Annotated in this window: 20 protein-coding genes and 2 tRNA genes; 18 read left to right on the forward strand and 4 right to left on the reverse strand. The window is 32.3% G+C overall.

Annotated features, from left to right (window positions below; genetic code table 11):
* From BLP60_RS07925 to BLP60_RS08005, 17 genes are all read left to right on the forward strand, one after another.
* Positions 1-345, forward strand: a complete 345-nt coding sequence (locus tag BLP60_RS07925) for an iron hydrogenase small subunit (RefSeq protein ID WP_092065790.1) — start codon at positions 1-3, stop codon at positions 343-345.
* 186 nt (positions 346-531) lie between these two features.
* The gene (locus BLP60_RS07930) at positions 532-1,305 is read left to right on the forward strand and encodes a hypothetical protein (protein ID WP_200779123.1); all 774 of its coding nucleotides are present in this window, start codon (positions 532-534) and stop codon (positions 1,303-1,305) included.
* A 36-nt stretch (positions 1,306-1,341) separates the two neighbouring features.
* The gene (locus BLP60_RS07935; RefSeq protein ID WP_092065792.1) at positions 1,342-1,833 is read left to right on the forward strand and encodes a LysM peptidoglycan-binding domain-containing protein; all 492 of its coding nucleotides are present in this window, start codon (positions 1,342-1,344) and stop codon (positions 1,831-1,833) included.
* A gap of 82 nt (positions 1,834-1,915) precedes the next feature.
* Positions 1,916-3,739, forward strand: coding sequence for a triose-phosphate isomerase (locus BLP60_RS07940; protein ID WP_092065794.1), 1,824 nt, complete (start codon positions 1,916-1,918; stop codon positions 3,737-3,739).
* Positions 3,720-4,820: an ion channel gene (locus BLP60_RS07945; RefSeq protein WP_092065796.1), complete on the forward strand. Its 1,101-nt coding sequence runs from the start codon at positions 3,720-3,722 to the stop codon at positions 4,818-4,820. The genes BLP60_RS07940 and BLP60_RS07945 overlap by 20 nt, the downstream gene beginning before the upstream one ends.
* Complete coding sequence (locus BLP60_RS07950; RefSeq protein WP_092065798.1) at positions 4,813-5,340, forward strand: cyclic nucleotide-binding domain-containing protein; 528 nt, start codon at positions 4,813-4,815, stop codon at positions 5,338-5,340. The genes BLP60_RS07945 and BLP60_RS07950 overlap by 8 nt, the downstream gene beginning before the upstream one ends.
* Positions 5,337-5,828, forward strand: a complete 492-nt coding sequence (locus BLP60_RS07955; protein ID WP_092065800.1) for a hypothetical protein — start codon at positions 5,337-5,339, stop codon at positions 5,826-5,828. Before BLP60_RS07950 ends, BLP60_RS07955 begins: the two co-directional genes overlap by 4 nt.
* Positions 5,829-5,832: 4 nt before the next feature.
* Positions 5,833-7,032: a bifunctional phosphopantothenoylcysteine decarboxylase/phosphopantothenate--cysteine ligase CoaBC gene (gene coaBC / locus BLP60_RS07960; protein WP_092065802.1), complete on the forward strand. Its 1,200-nt coding sequence runs from the start codon at positions 5,833-5,835 to the stop codon at positions 7,030-7,032.
* Positions 7,008-7,604 (forward strand): hypothetical protein, encoded by a 597-nt coding sequence (locus tag BLP60_RS07965; protein ID WP_092065804.1) that lies wholly within the window; start codon positions 7,008-7,010, stop codon positions 7,602-7,604. Before coaBC ends, BLP60_RS07965 begins: the two co-directional genes overlap by 25 nt.
* Before the next feature lie 35 nt (positions 7,605-7,639).
* A complete protein-coding gene (locus BLP60_RS07970; RefSeq protein WP_092065806.1) occupies positions 7,640-8,920 on the forward strand; it encodes an NfeD family protein in 1,281 nt (426 codons plus the stop codon).
* A gap of 1 nt (position 8,921) precedes the next feature.
* On the forward strand, positions 8,922-9,656 hold the full coding sequence (locus BLP60_RS07975; protein WP_092065808.1) for a slipin family protein: 735 nt from the start codon (positions 8,922-8,924) through the stop codon (positions 9,654-9,656).
* A 27-nt stretch (positions 9,657-9,683) separates the two neighbouring features.
* A complete protein-coding gene (locus tag BLP60_RS07980; protein ID WP_092065810.1) occupies positions 9,684-10,118 on the forward strand; it encodes a cupin domain-containing protein in 435 nt (144 codons plus the stop codon).
* A gap of 43 nt (positions 10,119-10,161) precedes the next feature.
* Positions 10,162-11,247 (forward strand): glycoside hydrolase family 3 protein, encoded by a 1,086-nt coding sequence (locus BLP60_RS07985; RefSeq protein WP_092065812.1) that lies wholly within the window; start codon positions 10,162-10,164, stop codon positions 11,245-11,247.
* A gap of 30 nt (positions 11,248-11,277) precedes the next feature.
* The gene (locus tag BLP60_RS07990; RefSeq protein WP_092065814.1) at positions 11,278-11,727 is read left to right on the forward strand and encodes a flagellar export protein FliJ; all 450 of its coding nucleotides are present in this window, start codon (positions 11,278-11,280) and stop codon (positions 11,725-11,727) included.
* Entirely contained in the window at positions 11,678-12,289 is a 612-nt protein-coding gene (locus BLP60_RS07995; RefSeq protein ID WP_092065816.1) for a MotE family protein, read from the forward strand. The genes BLP60_RS07990 and BLP60_RS07995 overlap by 50 nt, the downstream gene beginning before the upstream one ends.
* Positions 12,290-12,322: 33 nt before the next feature.
* On the forward strand, positions 12,323-13,060 hold the full coding sequence (gene truA, locus BLP60_RS08000; protein ID WP_092065818.1) for a tRNA pseudouridine(38-40) synthase TruA: 738 nt from the start codon (positions 12,323-12,325) through the stop codon (positions 13,058-13,060).
* 23 nt (positions 13,061-13,083) lie between these two features.
* Positions 13,084-14,877: a hypothetical protein gene (locus tag BLP60_RS08005; protein ID WP_092065820.1), complete on the forward strand. Its 1,794-nt coding sequence runs from the start codon at positions 13,084-13,086 to the stop codon at positions 14,875-14,877.
* Between the two features lie 69 nt (positions 14,878-14,946).
* On the opposite strand, the gene BLP60_RS08010 is transcribed toward BLP60_RS08005, so the two are convergent.
* The 3 genes from BLP60_RS08010 to BLP60_RS08020 all read right to left on the reverse strand — a co-directional run bounded on the left by BLP60_RS08010 (position 14,947) and on the right by BLP60_RS08020 (position 15,675).
* Positions 14,947-15,022, reverse strand: a tRNA-Glu gene (locus BLP60_RS08010).
* 17 nt (positions 15,023-15,039) lie between these two features.
* Positions 15,040-15,115 (reverse strand) — tRNA-Lys (locus tag BLP60_RS08015).
* A 221-nt stretch (positions 15,116-15,336) separates the two neighbouring features.
* Positions 15,337-15,675, reverse strand: a complete 339-nt coding sequence (locus BLP60_RS08020; protein ID WP_092065822.1) for a CGGC domain-containing protein — start codon at positions 15,673-15,675, stop codon at positions 15,337-15,339.
* 368 nt (positions 15,676-16,043) lie between these two features.
* On the opposite strand from BLP60_RS08020, the gene BLP60_RS08025 reads away from it, so the two are divergent.
* Positions 16,044-16,526: a hypothetical protein gene (locus BLP60_RS08025; RefSeq protein WP_092065824.1), complete on the forward strand. Its 483-nt coding sequence runs from the start codon at positions 16,044-16,046 to the stop codon at positions 16,524-16,526.
* A 31-nt stretch (positions 16,527-16,557) separates the two neighbouring features.
* Here the strand turns inward: BLP60_RS08025 and BLP60_RS08030 are convergent, their stop codons facing one another.
* Positions 16,558-17,070, reverse strand: a complete 513-nt coding sequence (locus tag BLP60_RS08030) for a hypothetical protein (RefSeq protein WP_092065826.1) — start codon at positions 17,068-17,070, stop codon at positions 16,558-16,560.
* Positions 17,071-17,330 lie beyond the last annotated feature (260 nt).

A 17,330-nucleotide genomic window follows, 5' to 3' on the forward strand; every position in this document is an offset into this window, starting at 1 on the left:
ATGAAACGAATAGTAACAATAAGTAGACGTAGTTTTCTTAAAACAGCAGGTATTGCAGTAGGTTATATGGTTTTAGGTTTTAATTTAACTAAGCAGGCTGTGGCTGCAACTATGGAGTTTATTGGCTTGAGGCAGAAGTCTGTTTATGAGGCTGATAGTAAGGTATATAAAATTAGAAAGTCTCAAGAGAATCCTATGATTAAAAAGATTTATGACAAGAAACATGGTTTTTTACATGAAGGTCCTTGCGGACATATGTCTCATCGCTTATTGCATACTAATTATTATGATCGTAGTGCCAGAGTGAAGGCTTTGGAAGAAAAAGGAGTTAAATTGGCCATTTAGTTAGTTTATGAACAGTTTGCTTGGCCTGAGGGGAGGATTTCTATCTGAACCACAGGGCTTTTACTCTTTTCCTATACCACTACGCTCTAGTAAGGCTTTCTATTTCTTTCGTTTTAGTTTCTAAAAAAATCAAAAGACCTAAAATTTATTTTTGCACTTTTTAAAAAGTAGTGTTAAAAAAATAAGATGTCAAAGAACTGGATAAACAAAAAACTGCCTGAATTTGTAAGAGATATTTTACGAGATTTTTGTTTAATAAGTTGTAAATTAGAGAAGGAATTTACAGCTTATGACCAACATGGAAGAGTGAATTTTGCTTTTTTTAATTATTTAGTTGGAGAGGAAATGAGTAAGGGGCCTCTTTGGCGTTTGAAGGATATGGCCCATATTTTATCTAAACACGAACGTAAGGCTCCTCTTTTAGCTCAATTGATAGATTGGAGCTTGGGTTATATTTTTCATGAAAGTATGAAATTAAAAGAAGATGCTTATCAACAAGAATACTATCGCCCTTGGTTTAAAGAAATTAGACAAAAGGATTTAATGGAAGTAGAAATAAGAGGTATTGTAGATGAACTTTATCAAGTTTTAAAACAGACTTCTGAATCTATATTACGAGAGATAAAGCGTATAAGATTTTTGCAATTTCACTTAAGACATTTATTTTTACTTTACTTGCCTTATCATAAAGACAACGAACTTTTAGCTCGTTTTCTTTTTGCTCAAAGTAATTTAATAGAAAAAGTATTTAAACACTCCCATTCTGAACTTTTAGAAAATATATATGGAGATGATCTATCGATGCTTTACTTTATGGCTGCTCGTAGTTTACGTAAAGGAGGATGGTTTAAAGAAGCTAAAAAAGCTGTAGAAATAGGATTAAAAATTTCTCCAGACCATAAAGATGGCTTGCAAGAAGCAAAAATTATTGCTAAGGAACTTCAAAAGGTTTTATCTTAGATTAAGGAGTTTAAGTTTTAGCTTAAGGAGGACAGAATGAAGAAATTAGCCGTGGCCCTAACACTGGTTGCTATGTTTTTTGCTTTTGGCTGTGCCAAAAAGCAAGTAAAGAGTGAACCAGTTGCTCCAAAACAGGAAACAGTAGCTCCTCAGGCTCAACAGTCTGAGCAAGTTCAGGAAACTCAAGAAACAGTAGCTCCTTCGCCAATGGAACTTTATGAGCAAAAATATTCCCAGTTGCCTACTGCACATACTGTGCGAAAAGGGGAGTGTTTGTGGTGGATTGCTGAGTACAAGGAAATCTACAATGATCCTTTTATGTGGCCTTTAATTTACAAAGCAAATAGGGATAAGATTAAGAATCCAGATCTTATTTATCCTAATCAAGTTTTTGTAGTTCCAAGAGACTTTTCTTTAGAAGAGCTTAAAGCTAGCCGAAAAATGGCAGGGGCTCCTAGACCTTATTTACCTCCTCAAGATGCAAATATTCCTGCAAACTTGAGGCAGGAGCTGGGGTGGAGTTTTTAAGGAAAATCAAAAAATAAAGAGGCTATAAACCCCAGCCAGAGATGGTTGGGGTTTTTTTTTAAATACATTTAGGGGAGGAGAGATGAAAAGTAAGTTGATTCGGAGCAATCCTGTTTGGCGGGATTATAAACTGCAGAATTTAGAAAAACCAGAATTATACAGGGAGATTTTTCCCTATAGAAAAGTAGGAAGAATTTATTTCGATGATTCGTTTGTTGTTCCAAGACCTCCAGAAGATTTTTTTATTACGGATACTACTTTTCGGGATGGTCAACAGGCACGCCCACCTTATACACCTGAGCAGATTTTAAAAATTTATGATCTCTTGCATAAATTAGGAGGTTTTTCTGGTTTAATAAGACAGTGTGAGTTTTTTATATATTCAGACAAAGATAAAAGAGCTGTTTGGTTGTGTAAAGAAAGAGGATATAGATTCCCAGAAATTACTTCCTGGATAAGAGCTAACGAAAATGATTTAAAGTTAGTTAAGGAAATGAAGATAAGAGAAACAGGTGTTTTGACTTCTGTTTCTGACTACCATATTTATTTAAAGCTTAAAAAAGATAGGAAAAAAGCTTTAGAAGATTATTTAAAGATTGTACAAAAAGCGTTGGAATTAAATATAACTCCTCGTTGTCATTTTGAGGATATTACCAGAGCTGATATTTATGGATTTTGTATCCCGTTTGCTCAGAAATTAATGCAACTTTCTGAGGAGAGTGGTATTCCTATAAAAATTAGATTGTGTGATACTTTGGGAATGGGTGTTCCTTATCCGGGAGCAGCATTGCCTAGAAGTGTACCAAAATTAATTCGTGCATTTACAGATGAGGCTGGTGTACCTAGTAAATATTTAGAGTGGCACGGTCATAATGATTTTCATAAAGCATTCGTCAATGGTATCACTGCGTGGCTCTATGGTTGTTCTGCAGTGAATGGTACTTTGTTTGGTTTTGGAGAAAGAACAGGAAATACTCCAATAGAAGCTTTGGCAGTAGAATATATTTCTTTAACAGGCGATGATGATGCTGCATTATTGAGTACTATTACTGAGCTTGCAAGATATTTTCAAAAAGAATTAGGACTAGAGATTCCGCCAAACTATCCCTTTGCAGGTCGTGATTTTAATGCTACCAGTGCTGGTATTCATATAGATGGTTTAATGAAAAATGAGGAAATTTATAATATCTTTGATACTAATTTACTTTTAGATAGACCTGTGCCAATTATTATTACAGACAAGGCAGGTAAAGCAGGCGTTGCTTATTGGATAAATCATAATTTGGATTTGCCTGCAGATAAACAGGTAGATAAAAGACATCCTGCAGTTAAAAAGATATATGCCAAGATTATGCAGGCTTATGAACAAGGCAGAACAACTAATTTTTCTCATCAAGAAATGGAAAGATTGGTAAAAAGATTTATGCCAGAGCTATTTCCTTCCCAGTTTGATCATCTAAAAGTCCTTGCCCATAATATAGCGGCAAAAATTATGACAAGGTTGTCGACAAAAGCAGAGTTTTCTTCTTTAGATAAAGAGAAAATAGATCCTATTTTAAGTGAATTTTTAGATGCATATCCATTTATTCAGTATATTTATTTGACAGATGTAAAAGGTAAACTAATTACCTTTAAAGTCAGTGATCCAAAATATATTAAAAGTTATGAGCAAATGCCTATAGGTACAGACTTTTCTTCAAGAGATTGGTTTATTTCTCCTATGCAAAGTGGTAAGCTCCATATAACGGATTTTTACCGTTCTATGTTTACAGGCAAACTGTGTTTAACAGTATCGTTGCCAATTTTTGATGAACAGGATGAAATAAAGGCTATTTTAGGTGCTGATATTAGGTTTGAAGAATTGCTTAAAATGCAAGAAGAGATAGATGAAGAAAAGCTTAGTTGAACTTTTTTCTAAAACCTGGTTTAAGTTAAGCTTATTTTTTGTATTTTTACTTGGAGTTAGTTCATTTTTATTTTATTTACTTGAACCAGGTTTTACAGGAATAAAAGATTTTTTTTTAGCTCTGTGGTGGACTGTTGTTACTGTAACTACCGTAGGATATGGAGACATTGTTCCTTCTACTGGAGCTGGAAAAATTTTAGGCGTTGTGGTAATGCTTACGGGCATTGGCCTGGTTTCTATCTTGACAGGTAATTTGGCTTCTTTTTTAATGGAAAAAAGAATAAAAAAAAGGAAGGGACAACTTGAAGTGAATTTAAAAGGACATTTAGTAATTTTGAATTGGAATGAATTTGGATGGGAGATTTTGAAAAAGACAGGCTTGCCTGTAGTAATAGTTGCTCCTTTAGAAGAGGACTTGTTTGAGCAAATAAAGGCAGAAACTGAAAAGGAGGTATATTATTTAAATGGTTCTCCTAAGAGGGAGAATTTTTTAAAAAAAGCCAAACTCCAGATGGCTCAAACTGCTATTATTTTAAGTCCTGATAAGTCTAAAATTACAAATGATCCTGATCAAGAAGTGCTTTATACTTTACTCAGTGTGCGGGAACTTGCACCCAGTATCCCTGTGTTTGTAGAGATCTTAGAACCTCAGAACAAGTCTCATATAATTCGGGCAGGAGCAGATAGAGTCTTAATCAGGGGAGAGGCTACATCTCTTTTACTTAGTCAAGTAAGCGTTTCTCCTTTTATCTTTACCTTTGCCTATAAATTACTTACATCTTCTGGTAATTTATTGAAAATTAAAAGGCTAAGTGGTGAAGAAAGAAAGATGTCTTGGAAGGAATTTAAAGAGAATAATAGAGAAATAGTGCCTTTAGCGTTATGTAAGGAGCGAGCAACTATTTCTCTTTCTCAAGTTTTAGATGATAATTCAAACTTAGATAAGTTTATTCAAGAGATTTTTGACGCTTGTGGAGTTGATGATACAGTAAGCTCTTTAGAGCCAGAGGTTGTTTTAAATCCAGAATTAGAAACATCATTAGCATCTTTTGATGCAGTTATTTATATGAGTTATGTTTGATTTAAAAAAGATTTCTTTTTTTAAAGAGTTAAGTAGAGAACAAGAAGAAAAGATAGCTGCATTACTTCAAAAAATAGAAGTAGAAGCAGGAGTTCCTTTTATTAAAGAAGGGGAATTTGGAACAGAGATGTTTATTTTAATTTCTGGTCGAGTCAAAGTAGTCAAGCAAATGCTAAAACCAGAAGTAGCCGAAAAGATTCCCTTTTTGCAAGAAACAGAAAAGGTATTGGCTGTTTTGGAAGGAAAAGATTTCCCAGTATTAGGAGAAGTAGCTCTAGTGGACTCAGATAAACGCTCTGCTACTATCTACACACTTACTCCGTGTGTGTTTTTAAAACTTTCCCAAAAGAATTTTTTTCATCTTATTCAATCTGAACCAGAGTTAGGTTTAAAAATAGTTTTAAATATTGCTAAAAATTTAGCCTTTAGGTTGAGAAAAGCCAATGACGATGTGATAAAACTCACTACTGCGTTAGCTTTGGTTTTACATAAAAAAAATAATTTAAAGGAGGAAGTATGAGAAAATTTTTTTTATTTAGTATAATTATAGCTTTATTTTTATTTGTGGCTTGTTCTCCTAAAGCCCCAAAAGGACCTAATCCGCCTGAGCCTCCTAAACCACCACAAAGAGAAGAGTTACAAGCATATTATGATTTCGATGATATCCCTGTGCCTAAAGAAATGAAACTTGTTCCTAAAAAGTCTATTTTATTTGAATCTGCTGCACTAAAAGCTGGCGTAGTAACTTTTGAAGGGATGGTGGATCCTGTTTCTTTGTTTGATTATTATGTTAACTCCATGCCCCAAGAAAATTGGTCTTTACGATCTTATTTTAAGTATGGGCAATATATTTTAGTATTTGAAAAGCCAGATAAAGATTGTATTATTCACATTAAAGATAAACCATTTAATACAGAAATGCAGATATGGGTTACTCCTCGACTTAAAGTGGGAGAAAGCGCAGAGCCTTTAAGTCCTAATGAAGAATTAAAAACTAAAGTGGAATAGGTTTATGTTATTTCAACATTATTATGGCAAGAATGTCCATATTGGTATTACAGGAAGTATTGCAGCTTACAAGAGTTTAGACTTACTGCGTTTACTTGTTCAGTCGAATATTAAAGTTACAGCCACTTTGACCAAGGCAGGGCAAGAATTTGTCCCTGCCTTAAATTTTAGATCTTTAGGGGCAACAACTGTTTTTGAAGAAAAGGATTTTTTTGCAAGTGATTTTCCTCATCTTTATCCTCAAAAGGGAATAGATTCTTTTTTAATTTGTCCGTGTTCTGCAAATACTCTGATTAAGATAGCTTTTGGTTTTGCTGATAATTTATTGACTACCCAAGTGTTGGCCTTTGAAGGACCTTTATTAATTGCTCCTGCAATGAATTTTAAAATGTGGAATAATGTGAGAGTTCAGAATGCTGTAAAAATGTTAGAAGAACAGGGAGTGTTTGTAATTGAACCAGGTGAAGGCAAGATGGCATGTGGGGATGTAGGAAAGGGGCGTTTGGCAGATATAGATTGTATATATTTTTATGTATTAAAATCTATAACACCTCAGGATATGACAGGGAAAAAGGTTTTAATTACAGCCGGACCAACAAGAGAATATTATGATTTAGTCAGATTTTGGTCAAACCCTAGCTCTGGGAAAACAGGGTTGGCTTTAGGTTTAGCCGCGTGGTTAAGAGGAGCAGATGTTTTTTTAATTTGTGGGCCTATATCAGAAAAAATAGTTTCTTTACCTGGTCTACATATTTATCCCATTACTACTGCTAAAGAAATGCAAGAAGTAGCTTTAAAACTTTGGAAGAGCATGGATATAGGTGTTTGTGCTGCAGCAGTATGCGATTTTAGACCAGAGTATATAGGCGATTTAAAGGTAAAAAAGGGAAATAAGGCTGGTTTGACAGTTAAATTCGCCAATAATCCTGATATATTATTAACATTGGGCCAGAGTAAAAGGGTTGATCAAAAATTAGTAGGCTTTGCTTTGGAGTATGAGAATTTACGAAAAGAGGCTAAACGTAAGCTAGAACAGAAAAATTTAGATTTAATTGTAGGAAATCAAGTAAATATAACAAGTCCTTTTGGAAGAGAAAAAAATACAGTGCTTGTGCTGGATAAAGAGGGGCGGGAGGAAGAATGGCCTGATCTCCCAAAGACTGAAATAGCCTGGCGTTTATGGGATATTCTCCTTTCTCTGTAAATAATTCTTTAGAGGTAAACCTCTATAAACAACTGGGTATAAATTTTATCTTTGCTGATCCAAAGATAAAAAAAACAGATTCAAAGGTTATAAAACAGCCTCCAAATAGTACTCCTCTTTTTTTTAAACTACCATCTTCTGTTAGGACAAAGCTTGTTCAGCAATATCGTCCTGCCTATAGTTTGTGGATTTATTTTGAATACTATCAAGATTTATTAGATACTCGAGTAAATCCTCGTAAAGAACTTATTTTAAAAATTTTAAAAGCTTTAAGTTGGGGAAAACAGAGGATTAGTTTTTGGCCTTTGTTTCGGTTCAAAGGGCGCGAATATATTAAAGATGAAGCATTATTTAACGAAGGTTTAAAGGAGATTCAGCCAGTATATATTTTTTGCTTTGGACAAAAATGTTTTAACGAGCTTTTGCCAGAAAAAAAATTTTCTTATACTAGTTTCCAATATCAAGACAAAATGTTAATAACATTGCCTGATTTTAATGATTTGCTGCCAGACAATAAAAAATTAAAAAATTTGGTTTGGAATACTTTATTAAGGTTTAGTCCTAAGCATTAGGGCAGATTGGAGTAATTTTTAATTAAGTAAGTGCAATGAGTAACAAATTTTTAAAAGTATGGCTGTTAAGTTTAATTGTTGTTTTTTGTTTTTCTTGGCAAGTTAGAGCTGAGGTAATTTTAAATATTCCTTTGCAAGGAACTGTTTCTCCTGCAATGGAGAAAATATTGGATCAAGGTTTTAAGCAAGCCTTAAAAGAAAAGGCCAAGTGCGTTATTTTAACTTTGGACACTCCAGGTGGTTTAGTTTCTTCGATGCGTAAAATAGTAAAAAAGATTTTAAATTTTCCTTTGCCTGTGGTGGTTTATGTTAGTCCTAGAGGTGCTCATGCTGCTTCTGCAGGAGTTTTTTTAGTTGCTAGTGCAGATATAGCAGTAATGGCCCCGCAAACTACTTTAGGGGCGGCTACACCTATTCAAATGCAGGGAAAAGATATTAATACAACTTTGCGGAAAAAAATTGAGCAAGATTTACTAAGTTTACTTAGTACCTTGTGTGCAAGAAGAAATAGAAATATAAAAATATATGAATCTTTTATTTTGCAAAGTAAAAGCATAACAGCAAAAGAAGCTGTGCTAAATAAAGTCATAGATTTTATCGCTGTTTCCCAACAAGACTTGATTGCGCAACTCAATTCTTTGCAACTAGAGGCAAAAGGTAAAAAAATTATTTTGGACAAAAATATACAGTTAAAATATTTTAATCCTTCTTGGTTTGCTAAATTTTTGAGTTATCTTTTACATCCTCAAATAGCTTATCTCTTATTTTTAGGAGGTTTGCTAGGTTTATTTTTTGAAATCTCTCAGCCAGGAGTGGTTTTGCCCGGTGTAATAGGTAGTATATGTTTAGTTTTAGGTCTTTATGCTCTTTCTATTTTACCTACTAATATTGCAGGTATTTTATTGATTTTTTTAGGCATAGTGTTTTTTATTTTGGAAATAAAAATTACTAGTTTTGGCTTATTAGGTATAGCTGGTATGGTTTGTTTAATTTTTGGTTCTTATTTTTTTTATGATACTTCTTCTGATCTTTTAACTTGGAATTGGTCAAAATTTGGCTATGGGTTAATTGGTATGGGATTAATTTTGGGTAGTATTGTATGGTTAGTTGCTAAGGCACAAGTAAAAGAAATTCAAGAACCAATTCCAATAGGTGAAGAAGGAGAGGTAGTGGTTTGGGAAAATAAACAAGGGCAAATAAAAGTAAGAGGGGAGTTATGGAAAGCAGAGTCTACAGTAGAACTTAAGCCTAAGGAACGAGTTAAAGTAATTGGCCATAAGGGTTTAACCTTAAACATTATTAAAAAGGAGGAATAAGATGTTTTCTCTTAGCTTACCTCTCCTGATTTTAATTTTTCTTATAATTTCTTCTTTGAGGGTTTTAAATGAATATGAAAGGGGAGTTATTTTTCGTTTGGGAAGAGTTTTAAAGCCAAAAGGCCCAGGATTGATTTTAGTTTTTCCAATTATAGATAAATTAGTAAGGGTAGATTTGCGTATTGTTACTTTAGATGTTCCTCATCAAGATGTAATTACAAAAGATAATGTATCAATAAAAGTAAATGCTGTTGTTTATTATAGAGTAGTTGATCCTCAAAAAGTTATTTTAGAAGTTGAAGATTATAATTTTGCTACTTCTCAGCTAGCCCAAACTACGCTTAGAAGTGTGTGTGGATCTGTAGAATTAGATGAAATTCTAGCGCATCGAGATAAAATAAATTCCATTATTCAAAACATACTAGATGAACATACAGATGCTTGGGGTATTAAAGTTACGAGCGTAGAATTAAAGTATATTGATTTGCCTCAAGAAATGCAAAGAGCTATGGCAAAACAAGCAGAGGCTGAAAGAGAAAGGCGAGCAAAGATTATTAACGCAGAAGGTGAGTTTCAAGCAGCACAAAAACTTGCTGAGGCAGCTAAAATTATTGGTTCTGAGCCTCAAGCTTTGCAGCTGCGTTATTTACAAACAATGCGTGAAATGGCTGCAGAGGGAAGAACTACAACTGTTTTTCCCATTCCTATAGATTTTGTTAATTTATTAAAAAAGTAATAGATATAACAAAAGAGGAGAGGTATAATGAAAAAATTTTTACTAATTTTAGTACTAGTTTTGGGAATGGGGGTAGGTAATTCTATTTGTCCTGTTTGGGGTGCAGGAACAGGAAATGGAATTAAAGTTTGTACTTTGGCCAAGACAAGTTTTTCTTGGGATGGCTCAAAACTTCCTAATTATCCTACGGGGCAACCACAAATTACTATTTTAAAGATAAGTATACAGCCAGGTGTTAAACTTTGTTGGCATAAGCATCCTGTTATTAATGCAGGAGTTTTGTTAAAGGGCAGTTTAACTGTTATTACAGAAGATCATCATGTTTTACATCTAAAAGCAGGAGACCCTATTGTAGAAGTTGTAAATAAATGGCATTATGGTCTAAATGAGGGCACAACTCCAGCAGAGATTATAGTTTTTTATGCAGGTGTTAAAAATATGCCCATCACGATTAAGAAGTGAGATTATTTTTTAGTGAAAATAAATTAAATTTAGGAATAGAACAATGAAAAAAATAATAATTTTATTTTTAGCTGTGCTTGTTTTCTATCCTATTATGTGTTTAGCAGAAAATAATATAAAAGATCTTATTGCTAATATGATAATTATTGGATTTGATGGGGATAGAATAAATGGGAAGGAACATTTTCAAAGGATTTTTAATGGATATACTCCAGGTGGAGTGATTTTGTTTGATAGAGATTATCATCATAGAGACAGGGTTAAAAATATACGTTCTCCAAAGCAACTGAAGAATCTTACTAAAGAACTTCGTTTATATGCAGGTAAACCTATCTTAATAGCAGTAGATCAAGAAGGTGGCAAAGTAGCAAGGTTAAAGCCAAGAGACGGTTTTAATGAAACATCTTCTGCTAAATGGATAGGAGAACATTCTCCAGAAATAGCAAAAAAACAATATGATGATTTAGCTCTTGAATTAAAGCAAGAAGGTATAAATTGTGATTTTGCCCCTGTAGTTGACTTGGCTTTGAATCCTAATAATTTTGTGATTGTTGGCTTAGAGCGTTCTTATGGGGCTTCTCCGAATAAAGTTGTGGAGATGGCTAGGATATTTTGTAATGCCTTGCATCAACAAGGTATTGTTTGTGTTTTAAAACACTTTCCAGGACATGGTTCGTCTTCTGGAGATTCCCATAAGGGTTTTGTAGATGTTTCTTTAACTTGGCAAAAACAAGAATTGGTTCCTTATAAAATTTTAATTAAGGAAGGATTAGCAGATATGATAATGACCGCTCATGTATTTAATAAACAACTCGATCCTATATATCCTGCTACCTTATCAAAAAAGATTAATACAGATTTATTGAGGAATAAAATTGGTTTTAAAGGAGTAATAGTTAGTGATGACTTGCAGATGAAAGCAATAACTTCACAATATAGCTTGGCGCAAGCTGTATCCTTGGCTATTAATGCAGGTGTTGATATGCTTATTTTTGGCAATCAACTCGCTAAAATTTCCTTATCAGAAGTAGTAGATTGTATTTATAGACAAGTTCAACAAGGTAAGATTTCCCTTGATCGGATATATGAGGCTAATCTTAGAATAAAAAAGATTCAGTCTAAGTTATGATGGCACGTAATTTGTAAATTTGAATTTCAAATGCCAGTATTTAAATTTAAATTAGAAAAACTTTTAGAGATTAGAAAACAAAAATTAGAAGAAGCCCAAAGCATTTTGGCAAAGTTAAAGCGAGATTATCAAGCAGAGGTAAAATTAGAAGCAAAATTAAGAAGTCAAATTTTTGAGACTAAAAGAAATATTTTTTCTAAAAAGACAATCTTACCCTCTGTTTTATTTATTCATCAAAATTATTTAAAAGGCTTGGAAAGGAAATTGCGAGTTTGCTTGGAACGGCAACAAATTTTAAGTCAAGAACTTACTTTGTGGAGACAAGAAGTTTTAAAAAGAAATAAAGAAAAGAAAATTTTAGAAAAGTTAAAGCAAAAACAATGGGAACTTTTTTGGTATGAACAAAGACGAAAAGAACAAAAAGAACTCGATGATTTGGCAACGTTGCATTATCAGCATAAAATGGAAGGCTCTTTTTAGTTTAGTTCTGGCTTTGGGCTTTTTAAAGGTGTTGGGAATAATAGGATATATTATTTATCCTGAGCTTGAAAGTAAAATTTTTGTTTCTGAGCTTCAAACGCCTCCAATTGCCTTAGCTAAGCAAGATACTACTTCTAAAAGGGAGTCTTTAAAGAAAAATGAAAAAAAAGTTTCTTCAAAAGAGTTGTCAGAAGAGGTAGCTAACTTAAAAGCAAAAGAAAGAGCATTAGCTGAAAAAGAAGCAAGTTTACGAGAGTTAGAGGCCCATCTAAACGCTAAGTTAAAGGAACTAAGACGCTTGCAGGCAAGTATTAAAAAAATGTTAGAAGAAGCTAATGTGTTGAAAAATAAGAAAATCAAGCATTTAGTTGATGTATATTCTAATATGAAACCAAAACAGGCTGCTCAGGTACTGGAAACTATAGATGAAGATTTAGCTGTCAAGATATTGGCTGGGATGAGAGGTAGAAAAGCTGGTGAAATTTTGTCTTATGTAAAACCTGATAAGGCTGCAAAACTGTCAGAAGCCTTGACTAGGTTGCAGACTCCTTTTGGTGAATAGTTTTAGAGGATAGTTTAGAAATGTTTCTAAAAGATGACTGTTAAACTTGTTTTAGCTTATACAGGAACAAATTATGCCGGTTGGCAGATTCAAGATAATGCCAAGACTGTGCAAGGAGAGTTAGAAAATGCCCTTCAAATATTATGTGGACAGAAGGTGAGAGTGCATGGTGCTTCCAGAACAGATGCAGGTGTACATGCTTTAGGGCAGGTAGCTCATTTTAGTCCACCTCAGAAAAGGCAACATATTCCTTGGCAAAAAGCACTGAATGCTCTTTTACCAAAAGATATTTCTGTTCTTAAGGCAGAAGAAGTAAATGATAACTTTCATTCTCGATTTTCTGCAAAGGCAAAGATTTATTCTTATATTTTTTGGATAGAGCCAAATTTTGTTTATCCTCAAAGACTTCCTTTTGTTTGGGAATGTGGTGACTTGGATTTGGAAGCAATAAAAGGGGTAAAAGATTTGTTGGTTGGAATGCATGATTTTGGTGCATTTATGAATGCAGGGACGCCCGTAAAAACTACAGTTAGAACAATACATTGGTTAGAGTTGAACCAAGGTTTTTATCCACAGGAAATTAATCTTAGGATAAAAGGAGATGGTTTTTTAAAGCAAATGGTTAGAAATATTGCTGGTCTTTTTTGGTTAATAGGAAAACACAAAGTTTCTAAAGATTTTGTATTTGAATTGTTAGAAAATCCTATACGCCAAATGTGGCCTCCTACTGCACCTGCAAAAGGGCTTACTTTAGAGAAGATTTTTTATTAATAAAAGATACAAGAATTTATGCAATGGGTTTTAAAAGTTTTTTTTCTTTTCCTAACGTTTCTAATAAGTCTTTTAAGGAATTAGTTTCTTTAAGTCTACAAAATTGGCATTTTCATAAAGATATAGAAGCAACTAAAATATCGTTAGCCAAGTCAGTAAAAATTAAATTACAAAAATTGCAACAAGCTCTAACTAAGTTTAAATTAGAAAAAAAACAATTTCCTGTTTTATTACATCAAACCAATTCTAAATATTTTAAGACAACATTATTAAATACATCTATACCTAGAGAAAAGTTAATCTCTAGAGGATTTAAAAAGGATAGTATTTCTTTTATCCCAACAGGAACTTATACTTTTACTATAAATGTTGGTAAGTTTAAAGAAACTTTAGATGTGAAAATTAATCATAATGAGTCTTACTTTAGTATTTTAAACAAAATTGCAAAAACAATAAATAGCTCAGATTTACCTCTTTATGCTGATGTAGTTTATCAAAAAAATGGTTATGAGAAGATCCCTACTTTTGAGAAAGGTTATATTTTGACTTTAACTCCAACTAATTTAGAAGATGATGTGGATTTTACAGAGACTCAAGGTTTTTTGTTAAAGAAAATAGGTTTGTCTAAAATAGAGCCTTTTGAATTTTCTTTAAAAGAAAATGAGTTTTCAAACCTGTATATTTTCCAAAAATTTTCTCCAACCTCTTTTACAACGTCTTTTTTCTTTCCCCAAGAGCCTATAAATTGGGATATAGGGGGTTATTCTTTTAGTTTTTCTTCTGAAGTAAATAGTGGAGATATTAAAATTCAGGTCGTAGATGAATCTGCTAGGAGGCAGTTAGAATTATTGGCAGCAGATAGCCAAGCTTTGGTAAAAGACACGAGCAACTGGCAAGATATTATTAATAATCTAGGACTAGACACTTCAGAGATAGATAATGACACTACTTGGAATGAAGTAAGAGGTTGGTTAAAAGATAGTATTCAAGTATATTCTGATACTACTTACTTAGAATTATTTCTGAAAATTCGAGATAAGCTAATTGAACTTTCCCAAGGAGAGATATTGCCTGAAATTTTAGAGCAAAAAAACACTATTTATTTAAAAAATAAAGAATATAAAAGGGAAGAGATTGCTCTTAGTTTTGCTTTAAGTAATCTTAAATTAGGAGAAAAATTGGTATTAACTGAAGGAGATAATAATTTATTGGATAAATTGGGTCTTAGAGGTACAGCTAAGCCAGGGAAAGATAGTTTTATAAAATTAAATGGAAATGAATATACTTTTTCTTCTTCTAGAATTAGCCAACAAAAAGGCAATGTTTTATTAGAGATAAAAGAAGAGAATCCCCACGTGCAATTGTATGAAGTAAAAAAAACTACAGATGAAATTATATATAGGATAGAGAGAGTTATCCAGGCATATAATAATATAATTCCAGATATTTTAAAAAATTCGTGGATATGGAAAAGTGATTTTATAAAGGGTTTTAAAAAGCCATTTGAGGATAACCAAAAAGATTTAAATTTAATAGGTATGGATCAGGATTTAGATTACTTTTTAAGGTTAAACTATGATAGACTAGATGCGACATTGTCGTTGGCTGATAACGGTTATACAGTAATTTTTAATGCTTTGTTAGGGGATAGAGGATTTTTTACTCAACTGAAGGGATATTTGGAAGATATTTTACAAAATCCTATTTCAGCATATTTTTCTTTAAAAGAGCAAAAAGTTCCGCTGGGAACAAAAGAAGTGGAAAATATTCTTTCTAATCAAATTACAGGAATTTTATTAAACAAGATAGTAAGATAATTCAGTATTTTGTTTAATTTGCTATTAGAGTAAAAAGAAAGAGATTTAAATAGAATAATATTTTATTACTGGCGTCCCCAAGGGGATTTGAACCCCTGTTACCGGCGTGAGAGGCCGGCGTCCTAGGCCACTAGACGATGGGGACTTAGAGGTAATTTGAGGTGGTGGGCCGTGCAGGATTCGAACCTGCGACTCTCTGCTTAAAAGGCAGATACTCTACCAACTGAGTTAACGGCCCAACCAAAGAGAAGATTTGTTTATTTTGTGTTGTTCCTTTTGTCAAGAAAAATAAAGTAAATCTTTAAAAAAATTAATTTTTAGATAAGGCTATTTCTTATTTAATTTTTAAGTTTCGCTAACTTATTGATATTTCAATTTTTTTAAAAAGCATATTCTAAGTAGATTCAAAAGTTTAGTAACATTAATGAAATTTAGACAAGATAGTTTTTAAATTTTTTATTAATGGGTACCATAAATGATAGTAACTTTGTTTCCTATTTCATTTTCTAGCATTTCTTTAATTTGAGCTAAAAAAGGGCATGCAAAATGTTTTCCTGCAGGTGCTTTTCCTATAATGCAAGTAGAAAGGGCTATAACTTCTGCTCCTTTTTCAATCATTTTTAATGCTCTGAGTAAAATCTCTTTTCCTGGACATCCTCCACAACTCACAAGACCAATTACCTCTGCTGGCCCTATTTCTTTAAAATGAACTTTTCCTTCTTTAGCTACGTGCAGACAACTTGTACTTGGGCACATTGCTTCTGTTTTTTGACATCTTATAATTCCAATTTTTTTCATTTTTTTATCTCCTTATTTGTTTTAATTTAGTTGTTACTATTAACAATACAAATAAATTTTAGTGTAAGAAAAATAATACTAAAATGTCAATTAGCAACACTAGTTTGTTTAAATACTACATTTATATAATTTATTATAAATTATATTTTGAGTCCAACGATGTTTTTTAAATCAGAACTTTATTTTTTAAGAAAGAATTATTAAATTTCATGTTTTTATTTTTATGTTAGTATGTTAGGTAGATTAAATTATGATTATTTTTAAAAATAAATAAGCTAAAATAATTGACATGGTTGAGAGTATATTCCTATAAGGCCAGCTACGGAGGCCGTGAGGGTTTTAGTTAAAAATATTAGGAGTGTGTGAAAGTGAAAAAAAATAGATTAAACAAAGATAAGGCAGTAAGAATTTTTCAATTCGAGCATTGGCTTAGATTTTATTTTATTGAAGAAGAAGGAAAACTTTTAACCTTTAATTTTGATGAGGAATTTTTAAATGAGTTGAGAATTAATTATTCTCCTCTTAACGAGATAGCAGAAAATTTAAATGGTAAATATTTAAGTCCAGAAGTTTCCCAGAAAACTATTGTAGAATTTTTGCAAAAGCATTTTGAACAGGAAGGCCGCGATGTAGTTACTCCTATTTTAGATAGCCAGCCATTTTTAAGAGAGCTTCAGCTTTTTAATGTTTGGGTTAGTTTATTTGAAGATACTTTGGAAAAGGAGATTTTGCCATTTGAAAAATGGGTGCAAATATTTGAAAAGTGGAAAAGTTCAGAGCAAGCAAAAAAAATACTTTATTCGCTTAAAATGGATAAAATAGAAAAACCTACTTCTAATGAAATTAATTAGTTTAAGAAAAAGTATGAGCTTATAATAAAACTTATTCTAAAAATGCTTTTTGACTGGCATAAAAAATAAGGTCTTTTTCTCCACTTAAGGGGTGTGAGATAAGGGATTCCTTATAATTAGCATTAGGAGATAATTTAAAACTATAACCAAAAGTTATGTAGTTAATAGGGTAAGAGGTTTTTTTAATTTTTAGCTTAAAGCTAAAAGGAAGCCCTTTTTTAGGAATTGGTTGGGATTGGTATACTTTTAGCTCTTTGGCCAAAACTTTTCCTTCTTCATTACATAAATAAGCAGTTAGCCAAAGTTCTTGGATATATGAAGCCCACATAGGAATATTTTTAAAAAAAGTATTGCCTTTAATGATATAGGTTTGTTTTTCTCCATATCTAGCAGTGAAAATAAAATTTAAATAGCGCATTTTGATTTCTTGAGGTGTGTTTATTTGAATTGGACGTTTAGTGAGATGACGTACATTTAAGTTGGTGCACGCCAGACAATTTATTAGTAATAATATAAAAAAATAAATTAAAAGTTTTAGTTTCATTGTATTTTTCTCACACATTCTTTTTTAATATTGGACAAAAATTTTTTAAATGTAAAGAATTTATTGAGTAGAAAATTACAATTTTAGGCATTAAACCTGCTTGTTCTTTTATTTTTATAATTTTTAGTTACAATATGTTTGGAGAAAGGGGAACTTAATTGTTACTTTTCATCTTCCTTAACCCAGACTTCTTTTCCATCAGAGACAATGGCGAGTTTGAAGATGTTGTTATAACCTTGGGCTAAGAGTTCCTTTTCATA

The sequence above is a fragment of the Desulfonauticus submarinus genome (assembly GCF_900104045.1).
Lineage (GTDB): Bacteria > Desulfobacterota > Desulfovibrionia > Desulfovibrionales > Desulfonatronovibrionaceae > Desulfonauticus > Desulfonauticus submarinus.